This is a genomic window from Roseivirga sp., from assembly GCF_034669765.1.
Taxonomy (GTDB): domain Bacteria; phylum Bacteroidota; class Bacteroidia; order Cytophagales; family Cyclobacteriaceae; genus Roseivirga.
On sequence record NZ_JAXMOQ010000005.1, the window covers coordinates 319,990 to 338,281 of the forward strand.

Annotated in this window: 20 protein-coding genes; 12 read left to right on the plus strand and 8 right to left on the minus strand. The window is 40.5% G+C overall.

The features are described 5' to 3' along the window. Positions 1-115 precede the first annotated feature (115 nt). The gene (gene queA, locus VOI17_RS12255; protein WP_323757514.1) at positions 116-1,162 is read left to right on the plus strand and encodes a tRNA preQ1(34) S-adenosylmethionine ribosyltransferase-isomerase QueA; all 1,047 of its coding nucleotides are present in this window, start codon (positions 116-118) and stop codon (positions 1,160-1,162) included. 80 nt (positions 1,163-1,242) lie between these two features. Here the strand turns inward: queA and VOI17_RS12260 are convergent, their stop codons facing one another. After that, complete coding sequence (locus tag VOI17_RS12260) at positions 1,243-1,551, minus strand: hypothetical protein (protein WP_068416274.1); 309 nt, start codon at positions 1,549-1,551, stop codon at positions 1,243-1,245. A gap of 94 nt (positions 1,552-1,645) precedes the next feature. Here VOI17_RS12260 and VOI17_RS12265 point away from each other — a divergent pair, with 94 nt between their 5' ends. The 6 genes from VOI17_RS12265 (at position 1,646) to VOI17_RS12290 (ending at position 7,411) form a co-directional block, all read left to right on the plus strand. Then, positions 1,646-2,311 carry a 2-C-methyl-D-erythritol 4-phosphate cytidylyltransferase gene (locus VOI17_RS12265; protein WP_323757515.1) on the plus strand — a complete coding sequence of 222 codons (666 nt, stop codon included), beginning with the start codon at positions 1,646-1,648 and terminating at the stop codon, positions 2,309-2,311. 54 nt (positions 2,312-2,365) lie between these two features. Further along, positions 2,366-3,142 (plus strand): DUF1080 domain-containing protein, encoded by a 777-nt coding sequence (locus tag VOI17_RS12270; RefSeq protein WP_323757516.1) that lies wholly within the window; start codon positions 2,366-2,368, stop codon positions 3,140-3,142. Between the two features lie 32 nt (positions 3,143-3,174). Beyond that, a complete protein-coding gene (locus VOI17_RS12275) occupies positions 3,175-4,413 on the plus strand; it encodes a nucleoside permease (protein ID WP_323757517.1) in 1,239 nt (412 codons plus the stop codon). Next, positions 4,410-5,567: a Gfo/Idh/MocA family oxidoreductase gene (locus tag VOI17_RS12280; RefSeq protein WP_323757518.1), complete on the plus strand. Its 1,158-nt coding sequence runs from the start codon at positions 4,410-4,412 to the stop codon at positions 5,565-5,567. The genes VOI17_RS12275 and VOI17_RS12280 overlap by 4 nt, the downstream gene beginning before the upstream one ends. Beyond that, positions 5,554-6,603, plus strand: coding sequence for a sugar phosphate isomerase/epimerase (locus VOI17_RS12285; protein WP_323757519.1), 1,050 nt, complete (start codon positions 5,554-5,556; stop codon positions 6,601-6,603). Before VOI17_RS12280 ends, VOI17_RS12285 begins: the two co-directional genes overlap by 14 nt. Before the next feature lie 118 nt (positions 6,604-6,721). Beyond that, positions 6,722-7,411 (plus strand): 3-keto-disaccharide hydrolase, encoded by a 690-nt coding sequence (locus VOI17_RS12290; protein WP_416376055.1) that lies wholly within the window; start codon positions 6,722-6,724, stop codon positions 7,409-7,411. Between the two features lie 105 nt (positions 7,412-7,516). Here VOI17_RS12290 and VOI17_RS12295 read toward each other — a convergent pair whose 3' ends face one another. Continuing rightward, a complete protein-coding gene (locus VOI17_RS12295; RefSeq protein ID WP_323757521.1) occupies positions 7,517-7,693 on the minus strand; it encodes a hypothetical protein in 177 nt (58 codons plus the stop codon). Between the two features lie 7 nt (positions 7,694-7,700). Next, a complete protein-coding gene (locus VOI17_RS12300; protein WP_068416285.1) occupies positions 7,701-7,916 on the minus strand; it encodes a response regulator transcription factor in 216 nt (71 codons plus the stop codon). A gap of 212 nt (positions 7,917-8,128) precedes the next feature. Between VOI17_RS12300 and VOI17_RS12305 the strand changes: the two genes are divergently transcribed. The 3 genes from VOI17_RS12305 to VOI17_RS12315 are packed head-to-tail and all read left to right on the plus strand — an operon-like array spanning position 8,129 to position 11,014. Next, positions 8,129-8,617, plus strand: coding sequence for a hypothetical protein (locus VOI17_RS12305; RefSeq protein WP_323757522.1), 489 nt, complete (start codon positions 8,129-8,131; stop codon positions 8,615-8,617). After that, positions 8,617-10,374 (plus strand): tetratricopeptide repeat-containing sensor histidine kinase, encoded by a 1,758-nt coding sequence (locus tag VOI17_RS12310; RefSeq protein ID WP_323757523.1) that lies wholly within the window; start codon positions 8,617-8,619, stop codon positions 10,372-10,374. Before VOI17_RS12305 ends, VOI17_RS12310 begins: the two co-directional genes overlap by 1 nt. Further along, a complete protein-coding gene (locus VOI17_RS12315; protein WP_323757524.1) occupies positions 10,367-11,014 on the plus strand; it encodes a response regulator transcription factor in 648 nt (215 codons plus the stop codon). Before VOI17_RS12310 ends, VOI17_RS12315 begins: the two co-directional genes overlap by 8 nt. 44 nt (positions 11,015-11,058) lie before the next feature. On the opposite strand, the gene VOI17_RS12320 is transcribed toward VOI17_RS12315, so the two are convergent. The 4 genes from VOI17_RS12320 to VOI17_RS12335 form a co-directional block, all read right to left on the minus strand. Beyond that, positions 11,059-11,682, minus strand: a complete 624-nt coding sequence (locus VOI17_RS12320) for a gluconate 2-dehydrogenase subunit 3 family protein (RefSeq protein WP_323757525.1) — start codon at positions 11,680-11,682, stop codon at positions 11,059-11,061. Between the two features lie 3 nt (positions 11,683-11,685). Next, positions 11,686-13,440, minus strand: coding sequence for a GMC family oxidoreductase (locus VOI17_RS12325; RefSeq protein WP_323757526.1), 1,755 nt, complete (start codon positions 13,438-13,440; stop codon positions 11,686-11,688). A 185-nt stretch (positions 13,441-13,625) separates the two neighbouring features. Beyond that, entirely contained in the window at positions 13,626-13,847 is a 222-nt protein-coding gene (locus VOI17_RS12330; protein WP_015329640.1) for a DUF2795 domain-containing protein, read from the minus strand. 124 nt (positions 13,848-13,971) lie between these two features. Further along, positions 13,972-15,204 (minus strand): DUF349 domain-containing protein, encoded by a 1,233-nt coding sequence (locus VOI17_RS12335; RefSeq protein WP_323757527.1) that lies wholly within the window; start codon positions 15,202-15,204, stop codon positions 13,972-13,974. A 104-nt stretch (positions 15,205-15,308) separates the two neighbouring features. Between VOI17_RS12335 and ettA the strand changes: the two genes are divergently transcribed. Then, complete coding sequence (gene ettA / locus VOI17_RS12340) at positions 15,309-16,988, plus strand: energy-dependent translational throttle protein EttA (protein WP_323757528.1); 1,680 nt, start codon at positions 15,309-15,311, stop codon at positions 16,986-16,988. 76 nt (positions 16,989-17,064) lie between these two features. Here the strand turns inward: ettA and VOI17_RS12345 are convergent, their stop codons facing one another. Next, complete coding sequence (locus VOI17_RS12345) at positions 17,065-17,469, minus strand: OsmC family protein (protein WP_323757529.1); 405 nt, start codon at positions 17,467-17,469, stop codon at positions 17,065-17,067. Positions 17,470-17,575: 106 nt separating this feature from the next. On the opposite strand from VOI17_RS12345, the gene VOI17_RS12350 reads away from it, so the two are divergent. After that, positions 17,576-18,259, plus strand: a complete 684-nt coding sequence (locus VOI17_RS12350; protein WP_323757530.1) for a hypothetical protein — start codon at positions 17,576-17,578, stop codon at positions 18,257-18,259. Positions 18,260-18,292 lie beyond the last annotated feature (33 nt).

Here is an 18,292-nt window from a genome sequence, read left to right on the forward strand (position 1 = left end):
CAAAAGCTATTGACGATTCGACAATTATATACTCCCCTCGTCTATGACACTCAGTCATTTATTATTATCTTTGCCAGCTATTTGAAAAAACGCAATTAACGCTAGTAAATAAAGAATGAAGTTATCAGCATTTAAATTCGAGCTTTCTGAAGATAAGATTGCAAAGTATCCTACCGAAAACAGAGACGAGTCAAAATTAATGGTTTTGCATCGCGATACCGGAGAGATCGAGCACAAGATGTTCAAGGATATTGTAGACTATTTTGAAGAAGGCGATGTGCTGGTGAACAACGATACCAAAGTTTTCCCTGCTCGTCTTTATGGCCAGAAGGAAAAGACAGGCGCTAAAATCGAGGTTTTCTTGTTAAGAGAACTCAACCCAGAAATGCACCTTTGGGATGTTCTTGTAGACCCCGCTAGAAAAATTAGAGTAGGTAATAAACTCTATTTTGGAGAAGGCGAATTGGTGGCCGAAGTAATCGACAACACAACTTCAAGAGGTAGAACGATCCGTTTTCTTTTTGATGGAACTGACGAAGAATTTTACAAAACTATCGACACTTTAGGCGAAACCCCACTTCCGCGTACAATTACGAGAGAAACCGAGCCAGAAGATAGAGAGCGTTTTCAAACCATTTATGCGAAGAACATAGGTGCCGTAGCCGCCCCAGTAGCAGGCTTGCATTTTACAAAACAAGTAATGAAACGCTTAGAGATTAAAGGTGTTGACATTGCTTCAATAACACTCCATATTGGTTTAGGTACTTTCCGTCAGGTTGATGTTGAAGACCTAACAAAGCACAAAATGGATTCTGAAAACTACGCTATTCTTCAACCTACTGCCGATGCTGTAAACAAGGCCTTAGACAATAAGAAAAGAGTATGTTCAGTTGGAACAACTTCAATGCGTGCTTTGGAATCGTCTGTTTCTGCTGGTGGCCGTTTAAAAGCCAACGAAGCTTGGACTGACAAATTCATTTTCCCTGAATATGAATTCAAAATCTGTAACTCTTTGATTACAAACTTCCATTTGCCAGAATCTACTTTGTTAATGCAAGCAGCCGCTTTTGCTGGTTATGATAAAATAATGAATGCTTATAAAGTAGCTCAAAAAGAAGGATACAGATTCTTCAGCTATGGCGATGCCATGTTGATTATCTAATGTGTAGAAATTAGAGTTTAGATAATAGACTTTAGACAAAGGCCTTCTCTGGTATTATACTGGGGAAGGCTTTTCTGTTATTAGAAGAGCTTGTCGACTTCGGCTTGCTTTTTTTCAAAGGCGTCCAACTCAACTTTGTATTTCTTGAGTAGGTAATTGGTTCTGGCAAAGCGAACCACTGTCATAAGAAAAGCCACAACTGCTCCCCTAGCCATAACCTTCAACAAATCGTTACTCGTGTGCCCTTCCATAGTAAATCCATATGTGGCAAATTCTATAAACGCCAATATAAACGCAAACACAATGGTGAACATCGCCAATTGCAAAGGCCATTTGCTCTTTTGGCTTTTCTCTAAAAGTAATTGTCGAAGTTTTTTATCTGTAATCATATTCACTAAATTCTGCCCTTGAATAAACCCATTGATACAGAGATAAACATTTCTGAGGTAATGAGCAATTAATTCGTTTTCGTAAATTTAGAATATGCAAAAATACGCCATCATAGTAGCTGGAGGGAGTGGTACCCGAATGAAGTCTGATATTCCTAAGCAGTTTATTGAAATTGGCGACAAGCCCATTCTGATGCACACCATAGAAGCATACGTTTCGGCCTTTGCAAGTTTAAAGCTAATTTTAGTACTGCCCGAAATTCAAGTTCCCTTTTGGAGAGGGCTTTGTGAAAAGCATAAATTCACCATCAAGCACCAAATCGTCAATGGTGGCAATAGCCGTTTTCAATCAGTAAAAAATGGCCTCAACGCCATTCACGGAAATGGTTTGGTGGCTATTCATGATGGAGTCCGTCCATTTGTTACCACGGAAATTATTAAAGAATCTTTTAAAGTAGCGGCTGACAAAGGGAATGCGGTAACCAGCGTTCCGCTCAAAGACTCCATTCGATTTATTGAAGGGGACACCAATAAGGTGGTGGACAGAAACCAATATCAACTCATTCAAACCCCACAAACTTTTCAAATTCAATTGATTAAGAAGGCATTCGAAATAAAAGAAGATCATGCCTTTACCGATGACGCATCAGTGCTAGAGCACATGGGAGAAAAAATCAACTTGATTCCCGGAGACTACAAGAACATAAAAATCACCACCGCAGAAGATTTAATTATGGCCAATGCCATTCTGAACGCATAATTTGCGGTTGAATTGGTGTGGAAAATCATTAACTTATTGGCTTAATTTTTTGATGTGAAGCATTCCAAACTAACACTACTACTGGCCATTATTTTCATTGCATCTTCTTGCCAAAAGGAAGACGAATGGATAGACTTATTCAACGGTAAAGACCTAACAGGCTGGACACCCAAAATACGGGGCTACGAAGCTGGCGACAATTTCGGGAACACTTTCAGGGTAGAAGACGGGATGATTACCGTGGCCTACGATGCATATGAGTCCTTCGATAATCGTTTTGGCGTGCTTTTTTTCGAAAAACCCTTTTCAAAATATCTATTACATATTGAATACCGATTTATTGGTGATCAAGCCAATGGCGGACAAGGCTGGGCCACCCGGAATAGCGGGGTGATGCTGCATTCTCAGTCTGCAGAAAGCATGGGTCTCAACCAAGACTTCCCGATTTCACTAGAAGCTCAGTTTTTAGGCGGCTTAGGTGATGGCCCTCGTCCAACTGGTAACTTATGTACCCCTGGCACGCATGTAGAAATGGACGGAAAACTGATTACACAACATTGCCAAACCATTGACGGGCCTACTTTTGATGGCGACCAATGGGTAAACATAGATTTATTGGTGATGGGCGATGAATACATCGCGCATATTGTGGAAGGTGACACCGTAATTCATTACGCCAAACCTGTTGTGGGCGATGGAATGGTAACTGGCTTTAAACCCGAAGCGAAAGTAAATGACACTCCACTGACCAAGGGTTATATCGCACTTCAAAGTGAAAGTCACCCTATTCAATTCAGGAAAGTGCGCATCAAAGATTTATCGAAAGATTAATACCTTGTACTACTCAATCTAATATACTGACTATGAATGCAAGCAACTCTGGCATTACCACGCGCCTCAGCGTAATGATGTTTCTGCAATTTTTTATTTGGGGAGGATGGTTTGTTACCCTTGGCACTTTTTTAGGTAATAATATCAATGCCACAGATGGCCAAATTGCCCAAGCTTTTTCCACTCAATCTTGGGGTGCCATCATTGCCCCTTTCATTATTGGTTTAATAGCAGACCGTTATTTTAATGCTGAAAAAATTCTGGGCATTCTCCATCTTGCCGGAGCTGTATTGATGTATTTAATGGCAGAAACCACAGAGTTCGAAGTTTTCTATCCTTATGTGCTTGGCTATATGGTATTATATATGCCTACCCTAGCTTTGGTAAACTCAGTGGCATTCAGAACCATGAGCGACCCTTCAAAGCAGTTTTCAAGAATTAGAGTTTGGGGAACAATTGGGTGGATACTTGCAGGTCTCGTGATCAGTTTTGTGTTCTCATGGGACTCACAAGAATCGATCGCTTCAGGCATGTTGAAAAACACTTTTTTAATGACCGCAATCGCATCGGGCATTTTGGGGGTATTCAGCTTCACGTTGCCTAAAACTCCTCCGCGTGTAGTCAAAGGTGAAAAAATAACTTTAAAAGAAATTCTAGGGCTGGATGCACTCAAGCTTTTAACGAATAAGAACTTCGCTGTATTCTTCTTTTCTTCAGTGCTTATCTGTATTCCATTGGCCTTCTATTATCAAAACGCCAATCCATTTTTGGCTGAAATTGGTGTAAGTAATCCAACTGGAAAAATGACAATTGGACAAATTTCGGAGGTGTTGTTTATGCTCTTACTTCCTCTTTTCCTTAAAAAATACGGAATCAAAAAGACCCTCCTTTTCGGAATGTTAGCCTGGGCCTTACGTTATGTGCTGTTTGCTTTTGGCAACTCGGACGAACTCGTTGTTATGCTGATTACAGGAATTGCCTTACATGGTATTTGCTACGATTTCTTCTTTGTTTCAGGTCAAATTTATACCGACTCAAAAGCAGGTGAGAAATTCAAGAGTTCTGCACAAGGTCTAATTACCTTGGCCACCTATGGTGTAGGTATGCTCATCGGTTTTTGGGTCGCTGGCCAAATCTCAGAATTCTATACCGTTGGCGATGTTCATGAGTGGAAGAACATTTGGTTACTCCCTGCTGGTTTCGCAGTATTGGTATTCTTGCTTTTTGCAGCCACCTTCAAAAATGAAGAAATACACTACGAAGAAAAATGAGTCAAAACAAAATTAAGTTAGGAATGATTGGGGGCGGCAGCAGCTCCTTTATTGGCGTAGTACACCGAATTGCCGCCTATATGGGTGAAAAGTACAGCTTAGTGGGTGGTGCCTTCGACACCGATCATCAAAAAGCGTTGGATTTCGCTAGTACATTAGACCTCGATCTTTCTAGGTGCTATGCGAATATTGATGCTTTTATTGATGGCGAAAATGACTTACCAAAGCCGGAGAGAATTGAAGTGGTAGTAATTGTCACACCCAATTTTCTTCACTATGCTATGGCCAAGCAATTAATTGAAGCAGGCTTCCATGTCATTTGTGAAAAGCCTATTACCAATACTGCTGATGAAGCTATTGAGTTAGAGCAATTAGTAACCAAACATAAAGTAGTTTTTGCCTTAACGCATACTTATACAGGCTACCCAATGGTACGCCAAATGAAAACCATGATTGCTGAAGGCATGATTGGCGACATTCAAAAAGTAGATGCGCAATATTACCAAGGCTGGATTAACCCAGTTATTCATGATAAAGAAAAGCGTAAAGGCGTGTGGCGGTTAGACCCCGAAAAAGCAGGGCAAAGCTGTTGTATGGGTGACATTGGCGTGCATGCCTTTAACATGATAGAGTACACCACCGGTTTGAAAACCACGAAAGTACTCTCAGACTTAAACACCTTATACGATGACAACGCATTAGATATTGACGGAACGGCTTTATTGCGTTTTGAAAATGGGGTTCGAGGCATGGTAAGGGCTAGTCAAATTGCTACGGGGGAAGAAAACAATCTCAAAATAGCGGTTTATGGTAGAACAGGAGCGCTGAAATGGGAACAAGAAAACCCTAACTTCCTTTACTTTTTACAAGAAGATAAGCCGGTGCAGGTTTTCAAACCGGGCCATGTTTATAACAGCGATTTTGCCAAAGAAAGCACAAAAATGGCACCTGGCCATCCAGAAGGAATTTTTGATTCCATGGCCAATATCTACAACGGGGCGGCAAAAGCCATTCGAGGTGAAGAATACAAGAAAGGCGCTTTCCCTACCATTCATGATGGCGTAAGGGGAATGAAATTTATTGAGGCGGTTTTGGCATCTACCCAAAACGGAAATAGTTGGACAGAAATAGTGGATGAGCATGAAGACAATTAAAGGACCAGCCATTTTCTTGGCGCAGTTTGCAGACGATAAAGCCCCCTTCAATTCTTTAGATAGCATTGCGAAATGGGCAAGTGATTTGGGTTATAAAGCCGTTCAAATTCCAACTTGGGATGCCCGCTTGATTGACCTTGACAAAGCAGCCGAAAGCAAAACCTACTGCGATGAACTTAAAGGCACTTTGGCCAACCATGGTTTAGAAGTCAGTGAACTTTCTACTCACTTGCAAGGGCAATTAGTGGCCGTCCACCCTGCTTATGAAGAACTCTTTAAGGGTTTTGCACCAAAAGGAATGAACGCCAAACAGCGGAATCTTTGGGCAATAGACCAGGTTAAAAAAGCGGCTGTCGCTTCTAAGAATTTGGGTTTAAAAGTTCATGCCTCATTTTCAGGCGCATTGCTTTGGCCTTATTTCTACAATTGGCCGCAACGTCCCGCTGGTTTAATCGAAAAAGGGTTTGCTGAACTCGCCAACAGATGGCTGCCTATCCTCAATCATTTTGACGAAAACGGAGTAGATCTTTGCTATGAAGTACATGCTGGCGAAGATCTTCACGATGGCATCAGCTTCGAAATGTTTTATGAGGCTACTGGCAAACACAACCGTGTAAAAATGCTTTATGATCCCTCCCATTTTGTACTTCAGCAATTGGATTACTTGACATACATCGACCATTACCATGAGTTTATTGGTATGTTCCATGTGAAAGATGCCGAGTTTAACCCAACAGGAAAATCGGGAGTATATGGAGGTTATCAAGATTGGAGAGAACGCCCAGGACGGTTCCGCTCTATTGGTGATGGCCAAGTAGATTTCCAAAGCATTTTCTCAAAACTTACCCAACATGGCTATGATGGCTGGGCAGTATTAGAGTGGGAGTGCTGCATAAAATCGCCTGAGCAAGGCGCAAGAGAAGGCGCTCAATACATTGACCAGTTCATTATTGAAGCTACAGAAAAGAACTTTGATGATTTCGCTGATTCCGGAATTAACGATGAAGAATTTAAAAAACTTTTAGGCCTAGACTAACATGAAAATAACCCAAACCAATACTCCTTTTCCTATTTTGGCTTTTTCTCAAAAATGGATTACCAAAGCATTTATAGGAACACATGCCCTTGCGGTGATCATCTTTTTATTGGCACAAATGTCGGCTTCTGCGCAAATCACCGACCCTAAAGCGACAGAAGTATGGGAGCCCGTTCCTCAAAAAGTTAATCCTTCAAAAAATGGAGGTGCACCATCCGATGCTGTTGTTCTTTTTGACGGTTCAAACCTCAATGAATGGAAGTCTCGTAACGAAGACAAGCCCGCAGGCTGGAAAGTGGAAAACGGTTACATGGAAGTAGCCAAAGGAGCTGGTGACATCATGACTAAAAAAGCTTTTGGCGATATTCAGTTACACATTGAGTGGAGTGCACCTACAGAAATTGTAGGCGAAGGCCAAGGCCGAGGAAACTCTGGCATTTTCTTACAAGAGCGCTACGAAGTGCAAGTTTTAGACAGCTATGTAAGCAAAACCTATTCAAACGGACAAGCAGGCTCTATCTACAAGCAAAGCATTCCGTTGGTGAATGCTACAGCCGCCCCAGGTGAATGGAATGTGTATGACATCATCTATAAAGCCCCTCAATTCAACAAAGACGGGATTAAAGTATCCGATGGTTATGTTACGGTAATCCACAATGGTGTGGTGATTCAAAACCACCAGCAACTTTTAGGTACCACAGAGTACATCGGTTTCCCTAAAAACCCAGCCCATGGAGATGGCGCCATCATTCTACAAGACCATGGAAATCCAGTAAGATTCAGAAACATTTGGCTGAGGGAGTTGTAAAAATTGAGGGCATCTTCGGTAGAAAATGCCCTCTGGTTGACTGGTTGAGGTTGTCCTGTCAAACACCTCGACTCCCTACTCTCACACTACTAAGAATAGTTACCTTTAAAAAATTGATTTCACCAAGATTGAGACGAGAACGGTAATAAATAAAAGCAATTCAAAATGGGTATTAATGGTTTTTAGCAAACTCCCAAATGGAAAATGCTGTCTGTTTAACTCCTTTACACCTTGACGACTTCCATCTTTCTTGGCTACCAAAATTGTATGTGATTCTGTCATGATATAATTATTGAATTATTCCTGTGCGAATGCACCTCACAACTAAATCCGTTGTGTTTCGTGCTTCTGATTTTCTTAAAATATTCTTTCTGTGAGTTTTCACTGTATCAATAGATACAAACAACTCATCAGCAATTTCTTTTGCGCTATTCCCTTCAGCCAGAAGGTTGATGATCTCGAATTCCCTAGCCGTGAAATCCAGACGTAGTTCTAGGTGATGCATAAGTCTCTGTTTTTAGTCAAGTCAAAGTACATCAAACCACCGCCCAGTTCTCTCAAGGTTTTAGACTGAAAAAAAAACTAGTGGTTTTCCGCTAGACGAAGTTTATATTGTAATCAGAAATCGTTTTCTCTTATTTCTGTGACCAAGTGTATGGATACATATTTTGTAAGAAATATTCACTGAAGCATATAAATTCAATAAATAAATTCAAGATGAAAGATGGAAAAATAAAAAAGATCCCAATGGGCTATGAAATGGAAACGTTCAGAGATCTACCCAAGGACGTTATTACGCATATGCCTTTTATTATTTTCGCACCAAAACGACCCGTGATTGCTGGTGAAGTATATGTGCCAATGCACTTTCTATACATCTTTAAAAATCTAGACGTATTCAGCGAAGAAGGGTATAAAAATGGTCATGTTTTTGACCAAATGCCACCTAATTCAACTTTGAGTTTTAAATCAAATTTCAAGGAAGATGTTGGATATTCTGTAATTAGGGCAACCTATTATTTTAACGTGAACCTTGGACGTGAAACCCTTAAATTTAAAATGAACATTAGTGAATCGGATAAAATTAAATACAACCTTGCCAATAGAGATAATAGACTTGCCTTAACAGGAAACTCTTCATTGGAATTTATGCCCGAGTTCTTTACTGAAGAATGTGATGTCAACATTCCTCCACCAACAGCCTAATGTCTAAGTACATAAATAGGATATTGTTAGGTGTAATCGCTTTAACCGTGATTACACCTCTTTTTATTTTTGGGCAGTCTCTAAAAATCGATAGCCTAAAGCAAACATATGCTCAAAATAGCCAACCAAGTACAGCTATTGAACTGGCAGAAATCCTTACGCTTTCAAATACCGATTCTGCGATTTACTTTCTAAAACAGGTAGAAAAAAACTCGCTCTCAGAAGAAGGTAGAATCCAATTTGACAAGGTAAAAGGGCGATTATTAACAGTAACCAATCAGTATGATAGTGCTGTTCTGGTTTATACCGACTTATTGAGAATACTGGAAGGAAAATCAGAATACTTAAAGCTAGAGGCTGATATTTTAGACAACGTAGGAGGAATTTACCTCACCCTCAGAGAAAATGACCAATCGCTTGATTTTATAAATCGGGCAAAAAAAATCAGAGAAGTAAATGGCCTAAAGTCCGAAATACATAAGTCTTATTATTCATTAGGAAACTTCTTATTCAGAACTGGGAAAAGCAGGGAGGCCGTGAATAATTACCGTAAAGGCTTGTCTCTCCTCACCAATAAAACCGACACTTCATTTCTGGCAAACCTGAACTACATGATGGGCACGGCCTATAACATATTGAAACAGAATGATAGCTCATTATACTTTTTACAAAAAGCTAAAGTTATGTATGACCAGACTCATCAGGTAATTTCCCAAATCAATACAGCTAACTCCATGGCCCAAGCCATGATAAGTGAACAACGTTTTTCTGAAGCCATTCCGCTCTTGGAGAATAATATCAAGCTGCTAGAGTCTAATGGAGATTGGCAAAAATATATGGCGGCCTACTCCCAACTCTCTAAAGCTTACGAAGGGCTGGAGGATTATAAAAATGCATTGGCCTATCAAAAACTTCGTTACGACACGGTAGTAGGTTTTTTAGCGAAACAAAGAACCCAATCTGTAGCTAAGATTACTGAAGACTACCGAACCGACAAGCAGCTAGATGAGGCTGAGGAAGTTGCTTTCTACGCTACCCAAAGGGCTAAAATTTTTGGAGGAATTGCGGTTGGCTTAATTATGCTTTTGATCATTAGCTACCTCCTTTTCTCAAGAACCATCCAACGCAAAAAGTTAGAAAACTTAAGGGCTATGATTTTGGGTGAAGAAAATGAAAGAAAGCGAGTAGCCAAAGATTTGCATGACGGAATTGGTGTTCTACTTACCAGTGTAAAAATGCGCTTGAGTAATTTTGAAGACAAAATAGAGGACAAAGTAGCTTTTCAAAGTTCGTTGGGTCAAATTGATAATGCCTGTTCCGAAGTACGCAGAATTTCGCATAACATGGTACCCGCCAGTTTAAGCAAATTAGGCCTAGAAGAAGCCATGTTAGACCTTTTTGATAATGTAACTGCTTCAACTCAAATTGAAATTCAGGAAAAACTAAGTTATGAAGAAGGCGATTTTGAAGAATCCAGTGAGGTACTTATTTATCGAGTGATCCAGGAATTAGTAAACAACACCCTCAAATATGCCAAAGCTTCGAGCATTCAAGTTAAAATGGGGAAACTGAAGGAAGAATATATAATTGAATACAAAGACAATGGAATTGGCTTTGACAAAACGAAAGTTAAGAATGGATTGGGCCTCAAAAGCATCGCTTCGCGAATCGATATATTGAAGGGTAAGCTCACATTTGATAGCATAGAAGGAAAAGGTGTAAGCTTCAAAATAAACATCCCATTGCAGCATGGATAAGGTTAAAGTTTTAGTAGCAGACGACCATCAAGTAATTATTGATGGCTTAGAGGCCATCATCAGCACCACTGACCACCTTGAGTTTAAAGGAGGAGCATCAAACGGGAAAGAAGTAATTACCAAAGTAGAATCTCAAGCTATTGACTTAGTATTGATGGACATCAATATGCCTGAAATGGATGGTTTAGAGTGTACAGCATACCTCAATAAACACTACCCAAATATTCGAGTGATTGCCTTGAGCATGCATGATAACCCTAGGCTTGCTAAACGCATGATCAAAAATGGGGCATTCGGTTTTCTCCTTAAAAACTCGAGCAAAGCCAATATTCTAACAGCTATTTCGGAAGTAATGCAAGGACGGAATTTCTTCGACCCCATGCTGATGTCTACCTTCTTTGATGCGGACAATAAAAAATCATCGAGCAGTTTTTCAAAAAAGGACTTGCTGACCAAACGCGAAATTCAGATCATTCAGCTGATCTGTCAAGAAAAAACCACCGCTGAAATCGCAGACGAACTTTCCATCAGCACGCATACAGTTGAAAGTCACCGAGGAAATATTATGCTCAAACTAGAACTCAAAAACTCTGTTGGACTCGTAAAATGGGCCATTCAAAACGAAGTGATTGAGCTTTAATTGAACAAAAAAAATTCCGCACTTTTCGGAGCGGAATTAAATTCTTAAACATTCGACCAAGCTTTTTGCCCAGGCTCATAAGGTAAACACCCCTCATACTTCATAGGAATAGGATCATATGCCATCACCTCTTTTCCTACCAACTCTGAAGAAAAATAACTCCAAATGGTGGAATCCACCACATTAGTCACGAAATAGGTTTCCACAAAGGCATCATTTTTATCTCCTTCCTTTCTAAATTCAGCGCGATAGTTTCTGAGAATTTCTGGATCTGCTTGATAATTATCAAAGTAACTATTAATTACATCAGTCATTTGTTCAGTCGTAGCCTTATCAAAACTTACGTCCTGATTTGTGTTAAAATTAGCTACGAAAACATCGAGTCCTTTTTTAAAATATTCTGACTCTCGGTCTCTATAGATATTCGCTAGCGCGGAATCCAAATGACTAGGTACACCTGCTTCAATTGCCCCCGGTGTACTTGTTTTGGGCATAATTCCTTCACAAATTTTCCCCAGTTGACTTACCTCCTCTGAGCTTAAATAGGCTGGCTCCCAATCCATTTCGGTGGCAGAAGAACAACCCTGTAATGCGCCAAAAAAAACTGTCGAGGTAAATAAAGCCATCGATCCGAATCCTAAGTTTTTTAATGCTTCTCTTCTTTCCATGGTTTATAAATTTCCTTTTTCAATTTGATCTACAGCGTAATTTGCAGCCCTCGCGGTAAAGGCCATATAACCCAAAGATGGATTATGGCATGCCGATGAGGTCATGAAAGAACCATCGGTGACGAACACATTCTTACAAGCATGAACTTGGTTCCACTTGTTCAGTACCGAAGTTTTTGGGTCGTGCCCCATTCTGGCCGTTCCCATTTCATGAATACCCAAGCCCATATTTGGCCCATTGTCATAACTCCCCACATTCTTAAAACCTGCTGCTTCTAACATTTCTTTTCCCGAGGCGGCCATATCTTTCCGCATTTCATATTCATTCTCGTGAAAATTCCCAGCATCAAAAATCACTTGTGGCATTCCCCAAGCATCCAAGTTTTCATAGTCAAGTCGCATATGGTTTTTATGCTGCGGAAGTGTTTCACCAAAACCCATGAAGCCAATGGTCCATCCTCCGGGTGTCATCCAAGCATCTTTCACGGCTCCCCCAACGCGTTTATTATTCATTTCGGCAATATTTCTACCCCAACCTTGGCGGGAAGCACTGCCCTGATAACCATAACCTCTGACGAAGTTTTTGACATCGGAACCCCCTCCTAAGTTTCTAAAGCGAGGAATGTAAAGACCATTCGGTCTTCTGCCTTTGTAATATTTATCTTCATAACCGTCTACTCTCGCACTGGCACCAACGCCAAGGTGATGGTCCATAATATTATGCCCTAATTCACCACTATCGTTACCCATTCCATTCGGGAAACGCTCACTTTTAGACTGCATTAAGATGGCTGCAGAAGCAATGGCCGAAGCACATAAGAAAATTACTTTTGCGTAGAATTCCGTTTGCTCCTTGGTGTTCTGATCGATGACTCTTACTCCTGTGGCTTTTCCTGTTTTATCATCGTAAATGACCTCACTTACAATCTGATCTGTTATCACAGTCAAGTTTCCAGAGGCCACACCGGCAGGTAAGGTAGAAGAAAGGCTGGAAAAATAGCCTCCATACGGACAGCCACGCATACAGCGATTTCGCATGAGGCATTGGCTTCGAGCGCCTGGATTTTTGTGGTCAGGCTGATTTACGTTTAAAGCTTCAGTAAGGTGAGCTGTTCGCCCCACAGTCACCCAACGGTTATTCCATTTGCTTTCTACCGCCTTCTGAAAATCCTTTTCAACGCAGTTCATTTCCATAGCAGGGAGAAACTCTCCATCAGGCAGTTGCTTAAAGCCACGTTTTTCACCACTAACACCAATGTAACGCTCAACATAGTCGTACCAAGGCTTAATGTCTTTGTACCGAACGGGCCAATCCACCCCAAAACCATCTTTACTATTGGCTTCAAAGTCAATATCACTGAGCCGGTAACTTTGGCGTCCCCAGGTAAGGGATCGGCCACCCAAATGGTAACCGCGCATCCAGTCGAAGCGTGTATTTTCTTCCTGATAAGGGTGTTCAGAATCTTTTACAAAGAAATGACGATGGGCTACATTGGTGGTGTATCCTGTCCTATCCTGTTTCGGATAATCTTTTTCGATTATTTCTGGATTGGTTCTGCCGCGGTTGGGCAAATCCCAAGTGTCCATGTTGGCGGTGTGATAATCTTTGATGTGTTCAATTTTACGACCACGTTCAATCACCACGGTTTTGAGGCCTTTTTCACTGAGTTCTTTTGCAGCCCAGCCACCACTTACACCAGAGCCAACGACTATTGCATCATAGGTTCGTTGTTCTTTAGACTTTAGGTTTAGATTCATTCAATTCCATTTTATTTCAAAAAATAGCGCAGTAAAACCGATGAAGGTTTTACTGACCGACTAGAAATATAAGAAATATCAATCGTAATCTTAGCGGTAATGATCCAGAAGGAAATTGCCGACTTAATTTTTAAGAGGCAAAAAAGTATGAAGCAAAAAAAACCCCGAATTACCGGGGTTGCTTTTCAATATTCATCTTCGTTAAAAAAGAAATCGTCTTTTGTGGGATAGTCAGGCCATATCTCTTCGATACTTTCATAAGGCTGACCATCGTCTTCTAATTCCTGGAGGTTTTCAACCACCTCAAGTGGGGCTCCCGATCTAATAGAAAAGTCAATTAACTCATCTTTAGTCGCAGGCCAAGGGGCGTCTTCCAAGTAAGAAGCTAGTTCAAGTGTCCAATACATTTCTTATCTTTTTTAATGGCGTGCAAAAGAATGAATTAAACCTTAAAAATCAAACCTATGTACCCAATTATTTTATTATTAAAAAAGAGGCCCTTTCAAAAAGACAACTACCTGACTTTTAAAGCTATGCGCCAGCTTTAAACTGTCGCAAAATCTCCTCTTTTACTTTTACCTTCCTTTCTTGGAGTTCAAGCTTGCCACCAATCAGCTTATCTAAACCCGAACTCGTGTTAAATTTTTCTAAATTTTCTTGAAAAGTAGAAAGCTCAGCCCTGTCTCTATGAAGTAAATCATAAGCAATTTTCAATCTAACTCTTTCTTTATCAGCCTCGTTTTGCTTGCCTTTGAGTTTCTTATACATCAAGCTTTCAATGAACTGCTTTTCGGCTATTTGGTCGATCAAGAATAGGAATTCTCCCTGAAGTTTATCCATTTCAGACCTACTTACAGGCCCCAAATGCTTCCATTTATCTCTCAGCTCTTTTACATTGGCCACTGGCGCTATTTTCTCATTCAGCACCGCCAATTCTTTCAAAAACTCGGTGCGGCTTTCTAGGTTTTCCTTCTTGTTTCCAACCTTGGCCTTCCCTTCTTTTTTTGCTTTCGCTAAAGCCGACTTAATGATGGCCTGAAACTTATTCCAAAACTCAGTACGAACTTCGGCCTTGATTCTACCTAAGTCTTTCCACTCTTCTTTCAGTGTTCTGATTTTCTCAACCAGAACAGCATAACTTTCAATCTCTTTGAGCTTTTCGGCCCCATCAAGAAACTCCTCATAGTTGGCTTCCTTCTCCTTCATCATCTTTTCGAGATCAGCATAAAATGCAGCCCTACGCTCGAAAAAGCCATCCAACATTGCTTTGAAGCCTCCTTCTATTCGTTCTTTCTCAGCATCGTCAACAGCACCCGTTTTAATCCATCTGCGCTGTACTTCCTTTACTTCGACAGTTGCAGATTTCCACTCACTGCTTTTCACGGCTTCCTCTAACTCAGCCAGTAAGGCGGTTTTTATTTCCAGATTCTTCAATCGATTCTGATGAATAAAGCTATTCAATTGTTCTTCCAACAAATCCAATTTGCGATAGAGCTCTTCAAAATCACCGATCGCGTCAAAATCATACAAGGTTTCTTTCAGATGAAGTACCTTCATAAGGTAAGAACCCTTGTTTTCAGTCCCGTTGATTTTCTCTTCTACCTCATTCACTTTGGTCTGTGCCAATGCAAAACGTTCGGTATAATAAAGCACTGCGGCCTCTTCAGTTTCCTTCACTTCCCCTATCTCTTTATCAGCATAATCGAGAAATGCTTTTCTGAAAACCTTGCCTTCTTTGATAAATCCGTATTCCTTTTCTTCCAAAACGCTAAGATTGAATTTTGCCCGAAATTAGCTAAATAACCTCAGCAAGAAATTCCCAAACATAATTTTTAGCATATTTGCGTCAAAATAGAACGATATAGACTATGAGTGACGAAAAAATTATTTTTTCAATGGCTGGGGTCAATAAAATTTACCCCCCACAGAAGCAAGTCTTAAAAAATATCTACCTCTCGTTTTTTTACGGAGCAAAGATTGGTGTGCTTGGACTTAACGGTTCGGGTAAATCCTCTCTCCTTCGGATTATTGCTGGTGTAGACACAGAATACCAAGGCGAAGTGGTTTTCTCACCTGGGTATAGCGTAGGCATGCTAGAACAAGAGCCTCAGCTTGATCCAAATAAAACGGTAAAACAGGTAGTAGAAGAAGGCGCAAAAGAAACAGTTGATTTGCTGAACAAGTTTGAAGAGATCAACGCAAAATTTGCTGACCCCGAAATTCTTGATGATCCAGACAAAATGAACAAGCTTATTGAAGAGCAAGGAAAGGTTCAGGAAAAACTAGATCACATCAACGCTTGGGATTTAGACAGCAGGCTGGAAAGGGCAATGGACGCACTAAGAACGCCTCCATCAGATGCTTCAATCAAAAACCTTTCTGGAGGAGAAAAAAGAAGAGTTGCTTTGTGCCGCTTGTTGATTCAAGAGCCAGATGTATTATTACTCGATGAGCCTACCAACCACTTGGATGCAGAATCTGTGCATTGGCTTGAGCAGTACTTACAGCGCTATAAAGGAACCGTAATTGCAGTAACTCACGATCGCTACTTCCTTGATAATGTGGCAGGATGGATTCTTGAACTAGACCGAGGCGAAGGAATTCCTTGGAAAGGGAATTACTCTTCTTGGTTAGATCAGAAGCAAACAAGACTGGCTGGTGAAGAAAAAACTGAATCGAAAAGACAGAAAACCTTACAGCGCGAGTTGGAATGGGTGAGAATGTCGCCTAAAGGCAGACAAGCCAAAGCCAAAGCCCGTTTGAGCGCTTATGACAAACTATTGGGTCAGGAGGGTAAGGAAAAAGAAGCCAAATTGGAGCTTTACATTCCACCAGGGGAAAGGTTAGGCTCGAAAGTGATTGAAGCACATAATGTAGCCAAGGCTTTCGGAGATAAACTTTTATATGAGAACCTAGAATTCTCACTTCCTCAAGGCGGTATTGTTGGAATTATTGGACCAAATGGTGCTGGTAAAACCACCCTTTTTAACATGATTACTGGAAAAGAAACGCCAGACCAAGGGGAATTTATTGTTGGACCAACAGTAGACATTGCCTATGTTGACCAAGAGCACGACAATCTCGATCCTAACAAATCGGTTTGGGAAGTAATCACCGGAGGAAATGAATTGATTACGCTCGGAGGAAAAGAAATGAACTCTCGGGCTTATGTAAGCAAGTTCAACTTTAACGGAACTGACCAAAACAAAAAAGTAGGTCAGTTATCGGGTGGAGAAAGAAACCGAGTGCATTTGGCACTTACCTTGAAACAAGGTGCAAACCTCCTATTACTCGATGAACCTACCAACGACCTTGATGTAAACACACTAAGAGCATTAGAGGAAGGTTTAGACAACTTTGGTGGTTGCGCAGTAATCATTTCTCACGATAGGTGGTTCTTAGATAGAGTTTGTACGCACATTCTAGCCTTTGAAGGTAACTCTCAAGTTTATTGGTTTGAAGGTGGTTATTCAGAGTATGAAGAAAACCGCAAGAAACGCTTAGGAGATACAGGGCCAACCAGAATTAAGTATAAGAAGCTTAACTAATCAGCTTCAATTATAATAAAAAATGCCTCATTGATAATCAATGAGGCATTTTTGTTTCTATCCAAGTAGCTTAAACTTAGAAATGAAACTCAATAGTCTGTTTTAAATCCTCTCGTAAACTTTGTGCTACGGGACAAGTCAAACCAATATTCTTTACCCAATCTCTGTCCTCTTGATTCAGTTGGCAGTCTTCCCAAAAAAAGTCAAGTATAATTTCTGAGATTCTGCGAGGATTCGCACTCATTATTTTTGTTGACTCTACATTCATTCCTTTCATGTTAAGGCCTTTCTTTTCGCCCGCGATGGCCATTACAGTCATCATACAGCTACCCAATGCGGCCGCCACAAGGTCGGTTGGAGAAAAAGCCTCGCCTTTCCCATTGTTATCTACAGGGGCATCGGTAACAATACCATTCCCAGATTTTACATGAACAGCTTCGGTACTTAAGTTTCCCGTATACTTTGATTTCACAGTGATCATAAACTAAGCAGTATTTTTTTTCGTTAATTTAGCAATCTCAAACAGAGCTACAACGCCAAGTATGCAAATTAGTGCCAAAGTTTTTATAGTCGTCTTGTTATCATTTATGTATAACGCTAGTTTTGGTCAGTCAAGCTTTGGCTTTGACGCAAGACTTGAAGACGAGGAGTATGAAATTGAAAATGTGTTTGGAGCCTCTCATGCTTCCAACAGCGGCCTTATAAGCTCCCTATTCTGGCGACACTCAAATTCATTTGACAAAAAGAATTTAGCACATTACGGTGTTGAGCTGGCTAATACACGACACTCAAGAGAATCGCGACAAACCACTATTACTGGAAATAGTTTTGTGATCGGAAAATCTAATTACCTTATTTCAATACGTCCTTATTACGGAAGAGAGAAAGTGCTATTTCAAAAATCACAGCAACAAGGGGTAAGAATATCGGCTATGGCTTCTGCAGGCCCCACACTTGGCTTAGAAACGCCTTACTATGTAAATTATAGAGGAAAGAAGGAACAGTATGACCCAAACATACACTCTGTGAATAATATTAATGGAACAACTGGGATATTAAAAGGGCTCTTTCAATCAAAGTTTGTACCAGGGCTTCATTTCAAAACCTCAATGACCTTCGAAACCAACTCTACAAAAAACAGGGTTTTTGGCATTCAGGCAGGCTTTATTGTAGAGGCCTTCACACGTAAAATCAACATCCTTCCAGAGGCCGAAAATAAGAATGTTTACTCTGCCGCATTCATTGCCGTTTATTTTGGAAAAAGAAGATAAGCTACTTTTATACCATTTCGGAACCTTTGCCTT

Bases quoted from the DNA above. Each gene is read 5' to 3' on its own strand.
- VOI17_RS12320 (WP_323757525.1), bottom strand. From the start codon at position 11,682: ATGGAAAGAAGAGAAGCATTAAAAAACTTAGGATTCGGATCGATGGCT.
- VOI17_RS12300 (WP_068416285.1), bottom strand. From the start codon at position 7,916: ATGCATCACCTAGAACTACGTCTGGATTTCACGGCTAGGGAATTCGAG.
- VOI17_RS12290 (WP_416376055.1), top strand. From the start codon at position 6,722: ATGTCGGCTTCTGCGCAAATCACCGACCCTAAAGCGACAGAAGTATGG.
- VOI17_RS12295 (WP_323757521.1), bottom strand. From the start codon at position 7,693: ATGACAGAATCACATACAATTTTGGTAGCCAAGAAAGATGGAAGTCGT.
- VOI17_RS12310 (WP_323757523.1), top strand. From the start codon at position 8,617: ATGTCTAAGTACATAAATAGGATATTGTTAGGTGTAATCGCTTTAACC.
- ettA (WP_323757528.1), top strand. From the start codon at position 15,309: ATGAGTGACGAAAAAATTATTTTTTCAATGGCTGGGGTCAATAAAATT.
- VOI17_RS12285 (WP_323757519.1), top strand. From the start codon at position 5,554: ATGAAGACAATTAAAGGACCAGCCATTTTCTTGGCGCAGTTTGCAGAC.
- VOI17_RS12325 (WP_323757526.1), bottom strand. From the start codon at position 13,440: ATGAATCTAAACCTAAAGTCTAAAGAACAACGAACCTATGATGCAATA.
- VOI17_RS12260 (WP_068416274.1), bottom strand. From the start codon at position 1,551: ATGATTACAGATAAAAAACTTCGACAATTACTTTTAGAGAAAAGCCAA.
- VOI17_RS12275 (WP_323757517.1), top strand. From the start codon at position 3,175: ATGAATGCAAGCAACTCTGGCATTACCACGCGCCTCAGCGTAATGATG.
- queA (WP_323757514.1), top strand. From the start codon at position 116: ATGAAGTTATCAGCATTTAAATTCGAGCTTTCTGAAGATAAGATTGCA.
- VOI17_RS12330 (WP_015329640.1), bottom strand. From the start codon at position 13,847: ATGTATTGGACACTTGAACTAGCTTCTTACTTGGAAGACGCCCCTTGG.
- VOI17_RS12305 (WP_323757522.1), top strand. From the start codon at position 8,129: ATGAAAGATGGAAAAATAAAAAAGATCCCAATGGGCTATGAAATGGAA.
- VOI17_RS12345 (WP_323757529.1), bottom strand. From the start codon at position 17,469: ATGATCACTGTGAAATCAAAGTATACGGGAAACTTAAGTACCGAAGCT.
- VOI17_RS12265 (WP_323757515.1), top strand. From the start codon at position 1,646: ATGCAAAAATACGCCATCATAGTAGCTGGAGGGAGTGGTACCCGAATG.
- VOI17_RS12315 (WP_323757524.1), top strand. From the start codon at position 10,367: ATGGATAAGGTTAAAGTTTTAGTAGCAGACGACCATCAAGTAATTATT.
- VOI17_RS12280 (WP_323757518.1), top strand. From the start codon at position 4,410: ATGAGTCAAAACAAAATTAAGTTAGGAATGATTGGGGGCGGCAGCAGC.
- VOI17_RS12350 (WP_323757530.1), top strand. From the start codon at position 17,576: ATGTATAACGCTAGTTTTGGTCAGTCAAGCTTTGGCTTTGACGCAAGA.